This window comes from Sediminibacterium sp. KACHI17 (assembly GCF_040362915.1).
Lineage (GTDB): Bacteria > Bacteroidota > Bacteroidia > Chitinophagales > Chitinophagaceae > Sediminibacterium.
The window spans coordinates 351703-370080 of record NZ_AP029612.1 but is presented as its reverse complement, the minus strand read 5'-3'; the positions used below and the strand labels follow the sequence as shown (position 1 = coordinate 370080).

Here is an 18378-nt window from a genome sequence, read left to right as displayed (position 1 = left end):
ATTGGTTAGAACAGATGATTATTGATCGAAGAATTTCTTAAATGCTGACTCATAATCTGAAAAATCAATTCGCTGAAACCCTTTTTGGGGTGAAAAGAAATAGAGCTGCCATAGTTCCCCATTTTGTTCCAGATCATACTTCACGACTTTTCCTTCTGCATTTTTATACTTGAGCGAATGGACTCCTGAAAATGTATAATTGACCACATTTTTATCTAAAAAGAACCCGGACATCGCATTTGCATAAAACACGTAATCATCCTGACCAATATTAAAATCTGATGACCTTACTTTTTGTTGAAGACTATCTAACTGCGATTGTGTAGGCTGAATGATGATGGTTGAATTGGTGTAAAGTACATCTCCCGGATCTTCTTCAACTACTTGGCTACTCACAACTACTTGCTCCTGTTGATTGCTACAATTTGTAAGTAAAAAACAAATCATCAACATTATTTTGCACCTAATAATCATAGTTTTCATAAGGATTACAATTTATAGATCACAGCCTGATAAGGCGCGAGATCAATCTTACCATTTGTGATTATGGGATTTGCATTAAGGTTCGACAGTAACAGTTGTGCTTTTTGCATATTCAATCCAGGACTTACCCCTTTTGTTTCTTTAGAAAAATTAAGAACGATCAATAACTTCTCATCCTTACTCTCTCTTGTATAGACATATACATCCGGATTATTCTTATCCAACAACGTATACTTTCCATATACCAATGAGGCCACATGCTCTTTGCGCAATTGAACCAATTTTTTAAAGTAGCTCAAACAACTATTGGGATCTTTCTCTTGCAGTGCTACATTAATTTCTGTGTGGTTAGCATTCACTTTGATCCATGGAAGACCTGTTGTAAATCCGGCATTTTTACTGCCGTCCCACTGAAAAGGAGTTCGCCCATTATCTCTGCTGGATGCTTGTATCTTTTTCAAATAAGCGGCAAGATCACCCTTATTCATTTGAATACGTTTGTATTCATTCAGTGTTTGTATATCTCTGAATTCATCAATACTGGTAAATCCAGCATTGGTCATTCCTAATTCATCACCGTTGTAGATATAGGGTGTTCCACGCATCGTTATTATAAACGTATTCAGCATTGTAGTAGATGCTGAACGATAAGCAGGAGCATCATTGCCGAACCTGCTTACCATTCTTGCCTGATCATGGTTACTGAGGAAAATAGACAACCATCCTTTTTGTGCAAAAGCGCTATCCCATCTCGAGAATACTTCTTTAAAAACCAAAAGGTTATATCCTTCAGGTTTAGCAATATCCACGCCTTCAAAAGCATAAGCCATATTCAACTCTTTTCTATCGGCATCTACAAGGTTATGTGCATCTTCAAATGAATTACCCGCTCCTTCGGCAACACTAAGTACTTTATACTTACTAAAAACTTTTTCATTCATCTCTTTTAAATAGCCATGCAGATCTCCTTGCATAGCGTAGTACTTCATAAAGTTTTTTTCATACCCTTCAGGAAATGGAGGATAACTAGTATTCTTTGCAGCAAATTGAAAGGCATCTAGTCTAAAACCATCAATACCTTTTTCAGCCCAAAATTTCATGATATCATACACTTCCTCACGCAATTTGGGATTCTCCCAATTAAGATCAGGTTGTTTCCGAGAAAAATAATGTAGATAATACGCATTCGTGAGCGAATCATACATCCATGCATCATGATTCACATCAAATAAGCTGTAACGATACGGAGGCTTTCCTTTCTCCGCATTCCACCAATGGTAATAGTTTCTGTATGGATTATCCCTTGAACTTCTACTCTGTTTGAACCATTCATGTTCATCACTACTATGATTTACTACCAGATCCATGATCAACTTAATTTTTCGATCATGCAACCCTTTCAATAATTGATCAAAATCATCCATCGTACCGAAATCTTTCATGATATTTCGATAGTCACTCACATCATAACCATTATCATCATTGGGAGAACTATAAATCGGATTGAGCCAGACAGCCGTGATACCAAGACTCTGTAAATAATCTAATCGGGAAATAATTCCTTTCAGATCACCTACCCCATCTCCATTACTATCCTGAAAACTTCGTGGATATAACTGATAAACGATCTCTTCTTTCCACCATTGGGGACCCTCGCCATTCACTGAGGAATCAGCAGGGGAATTAGACTTACAACCCATCATCATAGAAAATACAAGGATTACACAACTAATTTTTTGATAAATAGCCATCATAAAAGACTGGAATGATTCCTTGTAAGTTACTTATTTATTGGTTCAATACTTTATCTTGTCTTAGAGATGTATCAATCGTTTAAAAAAATAATCCCCTTGAGATTAGTCGACCAACTAGTCTATCGTTGGCAACAGTTTAGGTATGCATATCCCAATCTTTTATTTCGTCTCAAACATCCTGACTTGCATTTACCCGACGACTATGTATTATATGAATCTTACCTGCTACACTATCAAAAATTCATAGACGATGGCGCATTGACTACTGCTGAGATTTGGGCAGCTTTAAAACCCCATGTACCTCTAGCTCCTTTTATTCTGGACTGGGGATGCGGACCAGCCCGAATAACCAGACATTTGCGAAAGCATGCTCAGGATGCAACGATCTATGCCTGCGATCCAAATATTGAAACCATCGTATGGAATCAAAAAAATATACCGGACATCCACTTTGAAGTTCAGGAAAAATATCCGCCACTCCCCTTTCCAGATGCCTATTTTGATCTGGTGATCGGTTTCTCTGTACTGACACATATTCCCGGTCAAGATCAACGCAAATGGCTTCATGAAATCCATAGAATACTTAAGCCGAATGGCATCGCATGGCTTACAACACATGGCCATTATTTTATCCAACGATTATCCAAAAAAGAAAAAATAGAAATTGAAACGAAGGGAGTATATAACACTTACTATCATCAACCCGGTCACCGGATGATGTCTACATATCATTTACCTGAAAAATGGGAAAAAGAATTGGAAGAAAAATTTGAAATATTGGAATACTGGGATGGAGAAAAAAGTCCAACCAAAGCAGGTAAACAAGACCTGTGGATACTAAGGAAAAAGAAAGTTTGATTTTTGATCTTTGATTTCTTGATTTAGTATTTACTCCGAATCAAGAAATCAAAGATCAAAAATCAAACATCAATTCAATTACTTCTTCTTTGCAAGCTTACGCAATTCATCGAGTTTAGCGATGTACAAACTACGTCCATGTGTTCCCACAACGATCTCACCATCTCTAGGATGAACTACAACATCATGAACCGGAATACTGCTAGGCATTCCTTTATTCCATAACATAGAGCTGTTTCCACCATCAATGCTAACATATAAACCGCCGTCAGTTCCAACATAGATGATGTTTGCATCTTCTGTATCTTCTTTCACTACATTCACTGGTTCTGCAGGCAGATCGGTCATGATTTGTCTCCAGGTATTACCATAATCATCACTAACATATACATAAGCAATGAAATGATCATTACGATATCCATTCAAAGAAACATATACACGCGATTCATTGAAAGCACTCGCTGTTACACGGCTTACATACAAACCTTTTGGCAACTTCTTATTGATCAGTGTCCAGGTATAACCACCATCTTTTGACACCTGAATATTTCCGTCATCAGATCCAACATAGATCAATCCGAAGCGGATTGGGCTCTCGCTGATAGATGTGAGGGTTCCAAAAGGAACATCCCCTTGTTTTGGATTGGTGGTAAGATCAGCACTCATGGTCACCAAGCTATCACCGCGATTCATGCTGCGATGAAACTTATTACTACCGTAATAGAACACATCCTGATTATGACGGCTCAATAAGATAGGAGTCTGCCAATTGTAACGTAAAGGCGTTTCACCAAGATCTCTTGCCGGACGTACACTTCTTCTATCTCTGGTACCAAGGGTTTGTCTGCTGTAAGCACCAAACTGTGAACCACTATACACTGTTTTATTGTCTCTCCAATCTACCTGCACCTGCATACCATCACCACCACCAATAGAAGTATACGGGTTATGTCCACTATCATACCAGTCGTAATTCTCTCTGGTGGTGCTTGCACCAAACCAGGTACCATTATCCTGTAAGCCCCCGTACACATTGTAAGGACGGGCCATGTCTACTGCTATGTTGTAGAATTGTCCAACAGGCGGCGTATTCGCTTTGAACCAATGTTCACCATTATCATAGGTGATGTTACAACCACCATCATTACCATTGATGATATGGCTATCACGTTTAGGATTGATCCATACATAGTGATGATCAGAGTGTACATTTTCTTTACCGATCTGTTTGAAAGTAGCACCACCATCCGTACTCATCAATAAGCCTACGCCGGTAAGTATGATCTTCTTGTCATCAACCGGACTTACCCATACTTTACCAAAATAGTATCCATAAGTACTGTACAGGTTAGGGATCGCATCTTTATGTGTCATTTTCCAGGTAGCACCACCATCATCACTGCGGTATAATTGTGCACCATAGATCGGTGTTTCAAATAAAGCAGTATTAGCGTCATACAAATAATCCCAAATCGCTGTAGGAGCAAGTGTACCATTTGTCACCGCCTCTTTCAATGAAGCTGCAGTATACTTTTGAGGAATACCATTTCTGGGTGAACGTATGAATGCATTGAGTTTATTATCATTCAGGGCCAGGAATTGATCCTTGCTCAGATCTTTGAAATCAGCCAATACATAACGGCTGGTATCTGCCTGACTTTGTCTGGCATTTGCCGGCTGACGGAAATTATTATCCACTACAGCAAAAATGGTGGATGGATTAGAAGGGTACACCATCAATCCAATTCTTCCCACACCATCTCCAAATGGAAATCCGGAACCTTCTTTTGACACCAACTGCCAGTTCTCACCACCATCGGTGCTTTTGTAAATGCCACTGGTCTTACCTCCTTCTTCAAAATTGGAAGCGGAACGAGTACGATACCACATGGCTGCAAAGAGTTCATTCGGATTTTTTGGATTGACATCAATATCTACCGCACCGGTATTATTGTCTACATACAAAACCTGTTTCCAATTTTTTCCACCATCAGTTGTTTTGTAAACACCTCTTTCTTTATTAGGAGAATAGAGATGTCCGAGTACCGCAACCCAAGCAGTATTCACATCAGTAGGATGTAATTTGATCTCTCCGATATGATGACTTTCCGGAAGGCCGACATACTCCCAAGACTTTCCATTATTATTAGATTTGTATACACCAATACCCGCATAACTAGAGCGGCTGCTATTTACTTCACCGGTTCCTACCCAAAGTGTACGGCTTTTCCAGTCCATTGCGATATCGCCGATCGTCATGATATCTTCAGAATCAAAAATGGAATTGAAACTGATACCGTTATTGGTAGTATGCCATAAACCACCGGATGCATATGCAACATAGAACTCTGTAGGATCTTCCGGATTTACTTCCATGTCCACTACACGGCCACTCATAACACTAGGTCCGATATTACGGAAGCTTGTGTTGTTGATAGGCGACTGTTGTTGCATTACTTTTCTTTGCTGAACGCCTTTCATGCGCTCATCCGCTGACGTAGGCTTCACCTGAGCGAGTCCGATCACGGACCATAACAGGAAGCAAGCAGTTGTTAATTTTCTCATACTAAAATAAATAGTTGGTAATTTGGGATGCCCAATTTAGTGAATATGCGTTTTCTGACCTTGCCATTGTTCATTTTCTTTTCGCTGGCTTCTACGGCTCAGTGTTTGACGTTTAAACTCACTTCGAAACGTGACACGATCAATTGTACCGACAAAAATGGACTCAAACAGGGACGTTGGAAAGTGGAAATGCCTCCCCTAAGAGGCGAACGCGGTTATGAGGAAGAAGGTGCTTTTTTGAACGGAAAAAAAGAAGGGGTATGGCGAAAATTCAACCTAATGGGAGATCTTCTTGCGGTTGAAAATTACAAATGGGGGCTTAAGGACGGCATGTGCAGATACTACACTATTGCAGGCCTGGAGCGGGAAGAAGGCTGGAGAGCTGTAAATCCTGCCAAACAATTTGACACTATCGAAGTACAAGATGCGATCGATCCTAACAAGAACGAAACTGTGATTGTTAAAATCAATGGCAATGCATTGAAACATGGTCGCTGGCGTTTTTTCTACCCCATGACAGGTGAACTGATCAAAACAGAACACTGGTTTCTTGACCAGATCGTTGAACCCGGAAAAGAACCCGGAAATACGGAAAAAGGTGCAAAAAAAGCGGACAGTACGTCGGTGAAAAAGGACACTTCATCGGTAAAAACAAAGCCCAAAGAAGTGCTTGAATTCGAAAAAAAGAACTCCGGCAAGAAAAAAGTACAAATACGGGATGGCAAAACAGGCGGCTAATCCCACTTTCTATAGATTTTACTTCGTTTGATATATTTCTCTTCCCGCAGGCAACCTCTACAACAGAGATTGCGTATTATGATAGTTTATTGTAGTTTAACAGAAAGGCCAAAGCCATTTACTACCCGTTTTGCCAACCCAGACTGTGTCCATAATAACCCTGATCAACGATTGTTGTAAGAACGATCGTATTGCCCAACGTATGTTGTATGAGGGGTTGTTTGACTATGCCATGAAGATCGCTTTTCGTTATATCCATCAACAAGAGGAGGCAGAGGAGATCGTTCATGAATCGTTTATCAAACTCTATAAAAATATTGACCGCTTCGATATCCAACGTAATGGTGATACGGAAGCCTTATTCAAAGGTTGGTTCAAACGTATCATCGTGAATACTTGTATCGATCAGTTGCGCAAAGTGCAATTGAATATCATACATCCGGAAAAAGATACCGATTATGATCATATTGGAGATTCACAGGAAAATGCTCTGGATAAAATTGGTTATCAGGAAATCATTGAAGCGATCAGACAATTGACACCTGTCTACAGAACGGTTTTCAATCTTTTTGTTATAGAAGGATTTAGTCATGATGAAATTGCTCAGACATTAAGCATCAGTGTTGGTGCTTCGAAATCGAATTTGTCAAAAGCCAAGAGTAATCTGCGAAAAATTATTTCACAAAGAAACATTCATACAAATTATGTCTAATCCGGAAAACGATAGCAGACTAGAGCAGCTGAGCCGTGAGGCAGCAGATCGCTATACGGTGAAGGCCTCTCCTTCCTGGGATACCATGGAGAGAGAACTGGATAAAGTATTGCCAACAGAGAAAAAGAAAAGAAGGCCTTTCTTTTTCTGGTGGATCATTCCGGGCGTATTACTCGGTGGAGTTGCCCTGTGGTACACATCACTTAAGCAAAAAGTAAGTGAAAAAGATCCGGTTACCGAAACCTCCATCCATGAAATAAAAAAAGAGCCCGCTACAACAAATGCCACAATACAAGAAAAGACACAGTATCCCCTGATTTCAAAACCATCGCTATCAACTTATAAAACAGAAAAAAGAATTACTGCGACTAAAAAATATACCGGTTCATCATCTTTTGTTAATGCTGGCAAGCGTAAAAACAATTCTCTTACCACACAGCAAGATGAGTCATCCGCAACCAACAGCTCTAATCAGTTGTTCCCTATTACAACTGAAGAAAAGAAAGCGACTGCTGCTTCAGTCAGCATAACTACAACTGATAAAAGTGAATCTATTCGTCCTACCATAGATACAGGCAGCAATATGACCGACAAAAGTATCCTTGCCTTGAAAGACAGTACTTCGAATACTGCTATTCAAACACAAGAACCGATAACAGTGGATACGAAAGATTCTGCCATATCAAAAAATAAAAAAGAAAAAGGGGGCTTTGCTTTTACACTGGTTGCCGGAATGGACGCCACAACTGTTAAATTCCGATATGCCGATAAAGCCAGTTTATCAGGTGGAATCCTAATCGGATATTATTTAGATAATAATTGGTCGATATATACCGGAGGGCTTTTCACTAGAAAAAATTATAAAATGGCCGGCAGTGATTTTAAAGCACCTGCAGGCAGTTGGATCGCCAATTATAAACTGGAGACAGTTGATGGTTTTTGTAACATGTGGGAAGTACCGCTTTTGCTGCGTTATACTTTTGATAGCAAAACCAAAACCAAAGCATTCATCAGTACTGGTCTTTCCTCTTATTTCATGACAAGAGAGAACTACAACTATTTTTATTATTACAATGGAACACCTGTGAGAAGAAATGTGAACTATCCAAATGGCAAAACACATCTATTCTCCATTTTGAAACTATCTACTGGTTGGGTCCGTGAGACAGGGAAACACTCCTCAATGATCATTGAACCCTTTGCCAATCTACCGCTCAGCGGTTTAGGATTTGGAAGTGTTAAACTGAGCAGTTTTGGAATAAATTTTTCTTATCAGTTCAGGCAACCAAATAAGAAGAAGTAACGTATATGTGAGTACATCTAAAACCAATTTATGAATCAAATACGCAAAACCATATTCGGATTGATGATGATAGCAGGCACTGCCAGTATCATTGTAGCTTGTAGTAAAGGGGGGGATAGTCCATCAACGGGTAATCCTCCATCAGGAAATACTTGTGCCAGCAAAAATATCACGGTAACATTGGCTCCTACGAATGCTTCCGGTTGTACTGGCGGCACTGTAACTGTTACTGCGGGTGGCAGTACCGGATTCACCTACAATATTGATGGCGGTACTTTTCAAGCCTCAAATGTTTTCAGTAATGTGGCTGCAGGCGACCATACCATCATAGCAAAAGATGGAGAAGGTTGTACCAAATCTGCAACAGTTACTGTTACCTCGGCTCCAAGTGGCGTTCTATTTGCTGCGGTAAAAGCAGTGATCAACACAAATTGCGTAAGCTGTCATTCTGGTGCAGCTGCACAAGGTGGTATTTCACTCAGCAGTGATTGTAATATTATCAATGCATCCGCTCGCATCAAAGCTAGAGCTGTGGATGGCAATCCATCTTTCATGCCACAGGGCGGACAACTAAGTGCTACTGATAAGAAGAAAATAACAGACTGGATAACGGCAGGTGGAAAATATACAGACTGATAACGGGTACACTGTATAACATGCAGTAAGAAGCAACCTCAGGCAAGGAGGTTGCTTTCTTTTTTTAGTTAAGCATTTTATCAAAGTGCTTTCGGAAGAACAACAGTTGGTAATCAATAGCCGTTCTCCAATAAGGCCAATCATGTCCACCTGGTCTTTCTATGTAATCGTGTGGAATATTTAGTTTCATCAATTTATCATGTGCTGCACGGCTCATACCGATGATCCGGTCTTGTATACCACAATCAATAATGATCGATAAAGAGTCTTTAGGATATTGCTCAATCACTTTCAATACACTCCAATCCTGCCAATACTTTTTATTCAATGCAGTATCCCCTAATCTTTTTTCTACATCATATCCTTTGGTGATCATAGATACATGCAGGGCTCCGCTCATACTGCCACAACCACTGAAACGATCCGCATGCCTGAATCCTATGAACATCCCTCCATGTCCGCCCATACTCAAACCGGTGATCACCCTGCCCTTTCGATCAGCTATGGTGTGATAAGTGCCGTCAATAAAATCAGGCACTTCCTTACTTACAAAGGTCTCATACTGATAGCTGCTATCGATCGGACTATCAAAATACCAGCTACCGATGGCACCATCAGGACAAACGATCATCAGCTGATGTTGGTCTGCCAGTGTTTGGATCTGTGGAACTCTGGTGATCCAATTTCGATAGTTACCGCCATACCCATGCAGTAAATACACCACAGGATATTTCTTTTTTCCCTGAAAGTCATATCCTTCCGGCTTTACTACAACGGTCTTGATGTTTTTACGCATCGCCTTGCTATAAATTGTTATCGTATCCACAGAAGCTGCGAACAGATTGATCGATAAGCATAATAAAAGAGAAGATAAAATGAAGCGCATGGATGTTTGTTTTACATAAAAAAGCCGTTTCTACGATGGGTAAGAAACGGCTTTATAAAGAATCAATTCAGTTTAATTTTTCTTTTGTTGTGCATTTTGCATTGGGTTCACTCCTTGTGATTGACCGCGAGCAGCAGCACGCATTTTGAACAACTGGAATTTAGAAGGTTCAGCTACTGATGGCCACTTGTTATTTGTTTCATTGATATCAGCCGTTTCACGCATCGGGTCTTGCTTGATGCTCACTGCTTTTTTCTTGGTCATGAACAAGCGGGTCACTTTATTCTCATTCTTTCTCCAAATCTGTGCAGAAATACGTTCTGTTTCTTTGGTTCCATCTTCAAAAGTGAACTCAACGATCAATGGCATTACCAATCCACCTTTATTGCTAAAAGTGATCTCATACAAATGCATATCCTTGTATTTCGCTTTTTCCGCATCACTCAGTGCTTCCGGTGTTCCGAAAGAAGGGAAAGGAACTCTGGTCACAGAATCATAAGGCTCAAGACCACGTGCATATCTCCAATAAAAATCACGCAAAGAAGTATCTACATCTGTTTGGAAAACAATGCTTTTATCTTCTCTGTTACGGATCTTTGAAATGTCTTCAAATGCATTCAATACAGGTTTGTCGATCGGCATGGTACGACCTTCAGTTGAAGGACGCTGCTGAGGTTGTGCATTCGGATCGAATACAGCATAACGTACCGTATCAATAGCGATATCACAAGCATCAATACTATAAAACCAACCTCTCCAGAACCAGTCCAGATCAACAGCACTGGCATCTTCCATTGTACGGAAAAGATCTGCAGGTGTTGGGTGTTTAAATGCCCAACGACGTGCATACTCACGGAATGCAAAATCAAACAACTCTCTTCCCATAATGGTTTCACGAAGAATATTCAATCCGGTAGCAGGTTTTGAATAAGCGTTTGGACCAAACTGAATAATATTTTCACTATTGGTCATAATTGGCTCTAACTGTTCTTTCGGAGATTTCATGTAATCTACGATCGCCCAAGCTGGCCCACGACGTGAAGGATATTTATTGTCCCATAATTCCTCTGACAGGTATTGAACAAAGGTATTCAATCCTTCATCCATCCATGACCACTGACGCTCGTCACTGTTCACGATCATAGGGAAGAAATTGTGTCCTACTTCATGGATGATCACTCCCAGCATACCATATTTAGTGGCTTCACTGTAAGTTCCATCAGCATTCGTTCTTCCATAATTGAAACAGATCATTGGATATTCCATACCATTTGATGCTTCAATACTTTGAGCAACCGGATATGGATAAGGAATAGAGAACTTAGAATAACTCTTAATGGTATGAGCAACCGCTTTGGTAGAATATTTTCTGTACAAGCCATATGCTTCTTTACCATAACCGCTCATACACATTACTTTCTTACCCTCAATATATACAGGCATTGCATCCCATACATATTTACGGCTGGAGGTCCATGCAAAGTCACGAACATTATCTGCTTTGTAGATCCAGGTCTTCTTTTGTGTACTCTTACCTTGTTCAGCTTTTTTAGCTTCTTCTAGGGTTACGATCTCTACCGGTTCTTTAGCAGATTGAGCCTGATTCCAGCGAGCCATTTGCGCCGGTGTGAGCACTTGCGCATAGTTTTGACATTCACCGGTACTTAACACAACATGATCAGCAGGAACAGTGATCTGTACATTGTAATTACCAAAAGTCAGTGCAAATTCACCTCTTCCGGTGAATTGATGGTTCTGCCATCCCTGAAAATCACTGTACACGCAAAGACGAGGAAACCACTGCGCCATCGTGAACAGATGATTACCATCCACCAACTCATATCCACCACGACCGTTTTTCACCATACGATCAGAGATCTTATAACTCCAATCCAGATTGAACACGAATTTTTGTCCTGGCTTTAAGGGTGTCGGTAAATCAATACGCATCATCGTACGATTGATGGTATATTTTAAATTTTTACCGGTAGCATCTGTCAATTTGCTGATAATATGACCGTAGCCATTATCAGATTTACGCTCTTGCATATTATCCAAAGCATTCACACTCACCTGACGCAATGAACTGGCATCTTCATAGCCGGCATTGTTCACAGAGCTGTGCTCATTTTCATCCAACTGTAACCAGATATAGGTCAATACATCAGGAGAGTTGTTGTAATAAGTTACTGTTTCACTTCCTTTGAGTTTGAGGTTAGCTTCATCTAACTCTGCTTTGATGTTATAGTCTGCACGCTGCTGCCAATATTTTGGTCCGGGTGCACCACTCGCAGTACGATACTCATTCGGTGTTGGAAGAATGGTACCTAACTGCTCAAATTTGTTTCCATGATTAGAAGTGGGATTATTCATGATATTCTGCGCCTGAAGCGAGATGATCATACCAAATGCCACTACCAGTGAAGCAATTTTTTTCATCTTTTGGTTTTTATTGAGGTAGTCTTTCTAATGCCATAAGAAGTGCCACTGCAAATACCCCCCCTGTTATGAACAAGAGAAACTCTCTGCGGTTCCACTTCAAAAGTTGAACGAATATAAATGAAATGAGTAAAATAGCCATCACGATTATGATCTGTCCGGCCTCTAATCCCAAATTAAAGGCCAGTAGCTGACCAATGATACTTTCATCCTTTCCCAGCATACTTTTCAGGTAATTGCTAAAGCCCAAGCCATGGATCAGCCCGAAAAACAGGGCAAAGAAGTAGATCAGCGGAAATTTGCTTTTAAAGGTAAACTTGGTCACAAAAACGTTACTGATCGCTGTGATAACAATGGTTACCGGAATCAAAAACTCGATCCATGCAACAGAATAATGTACAATATCAAAGACACTTAAAGCTAGGGTAATGGAATGTCCGATCGTAAAGGAAGTGACCAGGATCAGGAGTTTTTTCCAATCGGCAAACTGATAACGGATACAAAGCGCGAAAACAAAGAGGATATGATCGATCCCCTTCAGATCGGCTATATGCTGAAATCCTGTTTCAAAATAAACTAAAAACTGATCCATAGGTGAATTGTAATTTTATTGTGACCTTTGTATCTGCAAAAGCAAGATTTTGAGATGGTAAATATAATGATTCAATGGATGCTGGTCGGATTGCTCAATGTAGCGCATCCTTTTTTTATGTCGGTTATTGACATCAATCATAACCAGAAAGAAGCCACCTTAGAAATTAGTATACGGGTATTTAGTGATGATCTGGAAAAGACCTTACAACAATTCAGCAAACAAAAGATCGACATATTAGATCCTGCAAAAAAGGAATTGATTGAAAAACACCTACAGGCTTATGTTTCACAGCGATTAAAATTGAATGTGAACGGGAAACCCGTAAGTTTTCACATCCTGGGATATGAGCGACAAATGGAAAGCACCTGGTGTTATTTTGAAGTAGAAAACCAGTCGGTGATCAATACTGTTGCAGTGGACTGTAGCCTATTGTATGATTATGAGACCAATCAGGTCAATATTGTCCATATGAAAACAAAAGGTGTACAAAAAACCTATAAGCTGGATTATCCGAAGAGAGAGACCGTTTTCCGATTCTAATAGATTTATTCAATGATGGTCACCAGGATCTTATCGATTCGATGTTGATCCATATCGATGATCTCAAAACGGAACATTTTCCATTCCATCATATCACCTGTGACTGGAATCTTTTCGAGTTCATGAATGATGAATCCTGCCAGTGTATCAAAACCGCGGTCTCCTTCCATCATCCATTCAGTTTTATCAAAATGAGTAAGGAAATCGTAGAATGGAATTTGAGCATCCACTAAAAAGCTACCATCTGCTCGCTCCAGAATTTCATAAGCCTCATCTTCTTCTTGAGGGATATCTCCAACAATGGCTTCCAATATATCATTGAGGGTGATCAAACCCAGTACTGATCCATATTCATCCACAATAAAACAGTGATGGATCTTGGTTTGCTTGAATTTTTCCAGTACCTGATAGGCCGTATTGTTTTCAGGCACATACATGGCATCTTTCATCAGACTGCTGATCGTAGCATCCGCATGTGCCGCAAACAGATCTTTGAGTGATACCACACCTTTGATATGATCGATATCCTTTTCACAAACAGGATATACGGAATGCATATTTTCCATCACCTCCCCTCTCACTTTAGTGACAGTATCATCTACCTCTAACCAAACAATATCACTTCTATGTGTCATGAGTGAAGTAATATTTCGATCACTCAAATGGAAAACACGTTCGATGATTTCTTGTTCTGCTTCTTCAATGGTGCCCTGCTCTGTTCCTTCACTGATAATGGCTTTGATCTCTTCTTCCGTTACCTGATTATCATTGGGCTTCATATTCAGCAAGCGAATAATGAGATGTGATGACTTACTCAATAACCAGATAAATGGAAAGGTGATCCAAGTAACCACACGCATCGGACCCGCCACTGATTTGGCTATGCCTTCGGGATTACTTAGGCCGATTCTTTTCGGTACCAGTTCTCCTAATACGAGTGAGAGATAGGTTACAATGATCACGATGATAATCGTGGCTACGGTACTAGCATACTCACCAAATGTGCCATATTGAGATAGCCAATCTTTCAAAGGTTCTTTGAATGTATCGCCGGAGTAGATACCGGTTAAAACCCCTACCAATGTAATACCGATCTGTATGGTTGATAAGAAAGTGTCGGGATGATTGGCCAGATCCAATGCCCTTTTTGCTTCTGCATCTCCTTTTGCAGCCTGCGCTTCTAGTCTTGCCTTTCGCGCAGATACCAAAGCAATTTCTGCCATGGAGAAAAACCCATTCAGAATGATTAATCCGAGTATAATAAAAACTTCAGTCATGTTATTGTTTCTTATTTTTTTGTCCATCCAGATCTACCAGGACATAAGAAACGGTTTCTTTTGATCTTGTTTTTGGATTCAAAAAAGGTAAGGTCAACATACTTACCCCGAAATATTCTCCCTCAAATATAGTATTCAGGTTGGGAAAGCGCTCTTGAAGTGCGGAAACTGTTGATTTCTTTGTTAATACAACCTGATCTGTTCGTAAGGAATCCAATGCTTTTGTCTCTTGAAAAATATGTTGCCCATAAAAGTGCAATGCCCTGCTATTATCGATCTCATACATCACTACCTTATCTTTTTCAAGCCCTGAGCGGTTGATAAATGAAGCTGCAGTATTACCCAACTGATATTTTAGTAACTGCGGATAAAATCCGGTAACCAATAACAAGTTCACACCTATTACAGTATAAATGGCCCATTGGAAAAGTGGCGGGGTCAATGAAGTTGGTCGGAAAAGCAGATATAAAGCGCCTAGTAATCCCAACACAGCTACGATTTTCAGTATTACAGCAGTTTCTGGGAAAGGCCACCAGGTCAACGCTACGGCAGCGATCCATAGTAATAGAAAAATAAAGCCATGCAGGCCATTAAAAATTTTATGCAAAAGTGATTTTCTTGTTTCAAATAAAAGATGATACAGAAACCGAGCTGATACAATAGCAGCCAGTGGCAATACCACAAAAATATAATGCGGCAGTTGCGCCTGACTGCGTGCGAGGATACAATAGGTGATGATAAAACCTCCGGCACTGATCCATTCTTGTTGACCAGTAAGTTTCCATTTTTGTTGTATCAGTTGTTTTACAGCGTAGATCAATCCGGCTAGAAAGAAAAATATCCAGGGAAGAAAACTCCAAAGCATATTTTCCAACAAAAAGGTGAAATGATTCATTTCATTGTAAACATTTTCACCTGTATATCTTCCAAAGCTTTGTGTCCAATAATAGAATCGAAGACCAGAATTGATGGGTCTTCCATGAAATATTTTTCCGGGCTCCAGATCATACTGTTGGTACAATCCTATACTCATCGGAATCAGTAAAATGGCAACGATCAATAAACCGATCAAATATTCCCATCTAAAAAATTGTTTCCACTCTCTACGCAGGGCAAAATGTGGAACAAAAGCAAAAGCAGGAACCATCAATGCTATAGGTCCTTTTGTCATCATTCCAAATGCAATGGCAACAAATGCTACGATTACATACTTCCATTTTTTTGTTTCATACCATGCTGCCAACTGCCATAAACTCAATGTAACCCAGCCCAGCAACATTGTATCACAACGAACATCATGAGCTATTAAAAAGACAGCCTGGGAACTTGCTAAAATAATGGCAGCTAGTTGAGCAATGATCTTTTCATAATACAATAATGATAACCGATAAGTAGCGTAAATCGCAACCAGTAATAATAAAACGGAAGGAATTCGGTAAGCCCAATCATGCACACCAAATAAACGCATGCTTTGAGAGGACAACCAAAACAACATGGGAGGTTTATCCAGATAATCTTTACCCAGGTCATACAATTTAAGATAGCTGCCATTCTCCAACATTTCCCTGCTCATGGAAGCATACTGTGCAGCATCGATATCGATCACTGGAATGCTCCACATGCTTATAACATATACTACCAGACAAGCAAATAAAATTCCTTTGAATAATCTATCATTCATGATGAGAGGGATGTTTCATTTTGCACTAAAGTGATCGGCCCTATTTTACGGTTGTAATAGCCTGCGGTCAATGTTCCAATACAGATCCCCAATAATGCGCCAAAGAGGATGTCGACCGGATAATGTACTCCAACATAGACCTGACCATAACTGATCGTAGCAGCCCATACAAATAACCATCTACCCCATTTACCAAAAACATCTTTGGTCGTTAAGAATACAAACATGGCAAATCCAAAATGATTGGTGGCATGTGAGGAAGTGAAACTGAAACCACCCGAGCAGTGTTCTAATAATAATCTCATTTTCCCGTACAATAATTCCTCGTTGCATGGGCGAACACGGGCGAACCAATTTTTGATCAGTGAACTACTGGCCTGATCGGTCAACGTTACATTGATGATCGCAAACAAAATCCATGACCAGGCTTTTTTACCAAAATTCACGATCGCCAATACGATCAGAAATAAATAAAACGGTACCCATAACTCTGAATCGCGCCAGAGCGGAAATATCTTATCGAGTATTGGATGAGTAAATACAGTATTGATTTTCAGGAATAACCAGCTGTCCCACTCCAAAATGGTCTGAAGTAGACGCTGAAAGAACGACTGTAATAAAGAGTAATCAAACATGAGAGGATAAAGTTACTGTATGTGTCGTTAATAAACCTTTAACAAAATATCTATCAAAAAATCGTGCACCCATTTTAAAAATGATTAATTTAAAGTATGAAAAAAGCACTACTTCTGCCAATGCTGATCTTGTCTTATGTAGCCTCTTTTTCTCAGCAAAAAGAAAAAAAGACCGTTAACGTATCTACCAATAAGCATATGAGACAGTTTTTGGATAGTAGAAGTAAGCAGAAGCGGACGATTTTACTTGAACCATTAACAGAAAAAGAATATCCGCAACAAACGATTTTACTAGACACTTTGCGAAGAGGTCTTCTACGAAAAGAAAATCAAGTAATCATTACCAACAGTATCCCGGTTTGGTCGCCAGATAAAAATTATGTTTTTAATATGCCGGGGTCATTCGCTTATGATAAGAGTCAAACCAGAATACATACGCCCAGACATGTAACTGTTATTGACCTCAAGAAAGCGACAACTCCGGAGAATACATCTCCTGCAAAAGAAAAGTAATAACTAAGATTTCTTAGCCAGAATAATCATTCTGGGAGATTTACGCACATCATATCTGCCTAATTGGTAATCACCGAATACTTCTTGAACCTGCATGCCTTGATATGCCAGCATATCAGTAAAATCACCCAATGAAAATTTAGCTACTCTTTCAGTGTATAAGTGATGCGGTGTAGGATGTGTAGGATCCGTAATTTGGATTTGTTTGAAAAAATGGTCTTCATCATGCCACTTACTGATATGAAAAACTACTTCACCGGCCTTTATGATATTTGATTTTTCCAAATGATCTTCTGCATAGTGTACATTGAGGTAATCAATGATAAATCCGCCACCATGTTGTAAACTTTGTGCTACAGTTCGAATAGCGCTATCATGCTCACGACGTGTTTTGAAATAGCCAAAACTGGTAAAGAAATTAAATGCATAATCGTAGTAGTTCACCCAAAAAGGCAAACGCATATCATGCTGATAAAAATGTAATGTATCTGATTCTTGTTCTTTAGCTGCAATAATGGATTCTGCAGACAGATCGATACCTGTAACATCAAAACCCATATCGGCCAGAGCCTTGCTATGCCTTCCCTTACCGCAAGCAACATCCAGCATTCTGGTGCCGGCTTGAGGCTTTAAATAACCGATCAATGTAGCAATGAAATCCATCGCCTCACGATCATCCCTATGCTGGTATAATAAATGATAGTAATGAGAGTTGAACCAATCCTTGAACCACGCTTTGTCCGGCATAAAATCACATTGATAT

The 18378-nt window shown here is 39.8% G+C and carries 17 protein-coding genes; 7 read left to right on the top strand and 10 right to left on the bottom strand.

Annotated elements, in window-relative coordinates; genetic code table 11:
• Positions 1–18 precede the first annotated feature (18 nt).
• Together ABXG83_RS01500 and ABXG83_RS01495 are read right to left on the bottom strand one after the other, a co-directional pair.
• A complete protein-coding gene (locus ABXG83_RS01500) occupies positions 19–447 on the bottom strand; it encodes a hypothetical protein (RefSeq protein ID WP_353549730.1) in 429 nt (142 codons plus the stop codon).
• Between the two features lie 41 nt (positions 448–488).
• Positions 489–2237 (bottom strand): alpha-glucosidase, encoded by a 1749-nt coding sequence (locus tag ABXG83_RS01495; protein ID WP_353549729.1) that lies wholly within the window; start codon positions 2235–2237, stop codon positions 489–491.
• 96 nt (positions 2238–2333) lie between these two features.
• Between ABXG83_RS01495 and ABXG83_RS01490 the strand changes: the two genes are divergently transcribed.
• The gene (locus ABXG83_RS01490) at positions 2334–3095 is read left to right on the top strand and encodes a class I SAM-dependent methyltransferase (RefSeq protein ID WP_353549728.1); all 762 of its coding nucleotides are present in this window, start codon (positions 2334–2336) and stop codon (positions 3093–3095) included.
• A 78-nt stretch (positions 3096–3173) separates the two neighbouring features.
• Here ABXG83_RS01490 and ABXG83_RS01485 read toward each other — a convergent pair whose 3' ends face one another.
• Positions 3174–5660: a hypothetical protein gene (locus ABXG83_RS01485; RefSeq protein WP_353549727.1), complete on the bottom strand. Its 2487-nt coding sequence runs from the start codon at positions 5658–5660 to the stop codon at positions 3174–3176.
• A 45-nt stretch (positions 5661–5705) separates the two neighbouring features.
• Between ABXG83_RS01485 and ABXG83_RS01480 the strand changes: the two genes are divergently transcribed.
• The 4 genes from ABXG83_RS01480 to ABXG83_RS01465 all read left to right on the top strand — a co-directional run bounded on the left by ABXG83_RS01480 (position 5706) and on the right by ABXG83_RS01465 (position 9049).
• A complete protein-coding gene (locus ABXG83_RS01480; protein WP_353549726.1) occupies positions 5706–6398 on the top strand; it encodes a hypothetical protein in 693 nt (230 codons plus the stop codon).
• Positions 6399–6543: 145 nt separating this feature from the next.
• Positions 6544–7110 (top strand): sigma-70 family RNA polymerase sigma factor, encoded by a 567-nt coding sequence (locus tag ABXG83_RS01475; RefSeq protein ID WP_353549725.1) that lies wholly within the window; start codon positions 6544–6546, stop codon positions 7108–7110.
• Complete coding sequence (locus ABXG83_RS01470) at positions 7103–8413, top strand: hypothetical protein (protein ID WP_353549724.1); 1311 nt, start codon at positions 7103–7105, stop codon at positions 8411–8413. Before ABXG83_RS01475 ends, ABXG83_RS01470 begins: the two co-directional genes overlap by 8 nt.
• Positions 8414–8443: 30 nt before the next feature.
• Entirely contained in the window at positions 8444–9049 is a 606-nt protein-coding gene (locus tag ABXG83_RS01465) for a c-type cytochrome (RefSeq protein WP_353549723.1), read from the top strand.
• Between the two features lie 64 nt (positions 9050–9113).
• Here the strand turns inward: ABXG83_RS01465 and ABXG83_RS01460 are convergent, their stop codons facing one another.
• From ABXG83_RS01460 to ABXG83_RS01450, 3 genes are all read right to left on the bottom strand, one after another.
• On the bottom strand, positions 9114–9935 hold the full coding sequence (locus ABXG83_RS01460) for an alpha/beta hydrolase family protein (protein WP_353549722.1): 822 nt from the start codon (positions 9933–9935) through the stop codon (positions 9114–9116).
• A gap of 72 nt (positions 9936–10007) precedes the next feature.
• Positions 10008–12374 carry a M1 family metallopeptidase gene (locus ABXG83_RS01455; protein WP_353549721.1) on the bottom strand — a complete coding sequence of 789 codons (2367 nt, stop codon included), beginning with the start codon at positions 12372–12374 and terminating at the stop codon, positions 10008–10010.
• Positions 12375–12384: 10 nt separating this feature from the next.
• Positions 12385–12966, bottom strand: coding sequence for a HupE/UreJ family protein (locus ABXG83_RS01450; protein WP_353549720.1), 582 nt, complete (start codon positions 12964–12966; stop codon positions 12385–12387).
• A 54-nt stretch (positions 12967–13020) separates the two neighbouring features.
• Here ABXG83_RS01450 and ABXG83_RS01445 point away from each other — a divergent pair, with 54 nt between their 5' ends.
• Positions 13021–13509 (top strand): DUF6702 family protein, encoded by a 489-nt coding sequence (locus tag ABXG83_RS01445; protein ID WP_353549719.1) that lies wholly within the window; start codon positions 13021–13023, stop codon positions 13507–13509.
• A 5-nt stretch (positions 13510–13514) separates the two neighbouring features.
• Here the strand turns inward: ABXG83_RS01445 and ABXG83_RS01440 are convergent, their stop codons facing one another.
• The 3 genes from ABXG83_RS01440 to ABXG83_RS01430 are packed head-to-tail and all read right to left on the bottom strand — an operon-like array spanning position 13515 to position 17102.
• Positions 13515–14786, bottom strand: a complete 1272-nt coding sequence (locus ABXG83_RS01440) for a hemolysin family protein (protein ID WP_353549718.1) — start codon at positions 14784–14786, stop codon at positions 13515–13517.
• Position 14787: 1 nt separating this feature from the next.
• The gene (locus ABXG83_RS01435; protein WP_353549717.1) at positions 14788–16467 is read right to left on the bottom strand and encodes a glycosyltransferase family 39 protein; all 1680 of its coding nucleotides are present in this window, start codon (positions 16465–16467) and stop codon (positions 14788–14790) included.
• Positions 16464–17102: a phosphatase PAP2 family protein gene (locus ABXG83_RS01430; protein WP_353549716.1), complete on the bottom strand. Its 639-nt coding sequence runs from the start codon at positions 17100–17102 to the stop codon at positions 16464–16466. Before ABXG83_RS01430 ends, ABXG83_RS01435 begins: the two co-directional genes overlap by 4 nt.
• Before the next feature lie 96 nt (positions 17103–17198).
• On the opposite strand from ABXG83_RS01430, the gene ABXG83_RS01425 reads away from it, so the two are divergent.
• Complete coding sequence (locus tag ABXG83_RS01425) at positions 17199–17615, top strand: hypothetical protein (RefSeq protein ID WP_353549715.1); 417 nt, start codon at positions 17199–17201, stop codon at positions 17613–17615.
• Between the two features lie 3 nt (positions 17616–17618).
• On the opposite strand, the gene ABXG83_RS01420 is transcribed toward ABXG83_RS01425, so the two are convergent.
• Entirely contained in the window at positions 17619–18362 is a 744-nt protein-coding gene (locus ABXG83_RS01420) for a methyltransferase domain-containing protein (RefSeq protein WP_353549714.1), read from the bottom strand.
• Between the last annotated feature and the right edge of the window lie 16 nt (positions 18363–18378).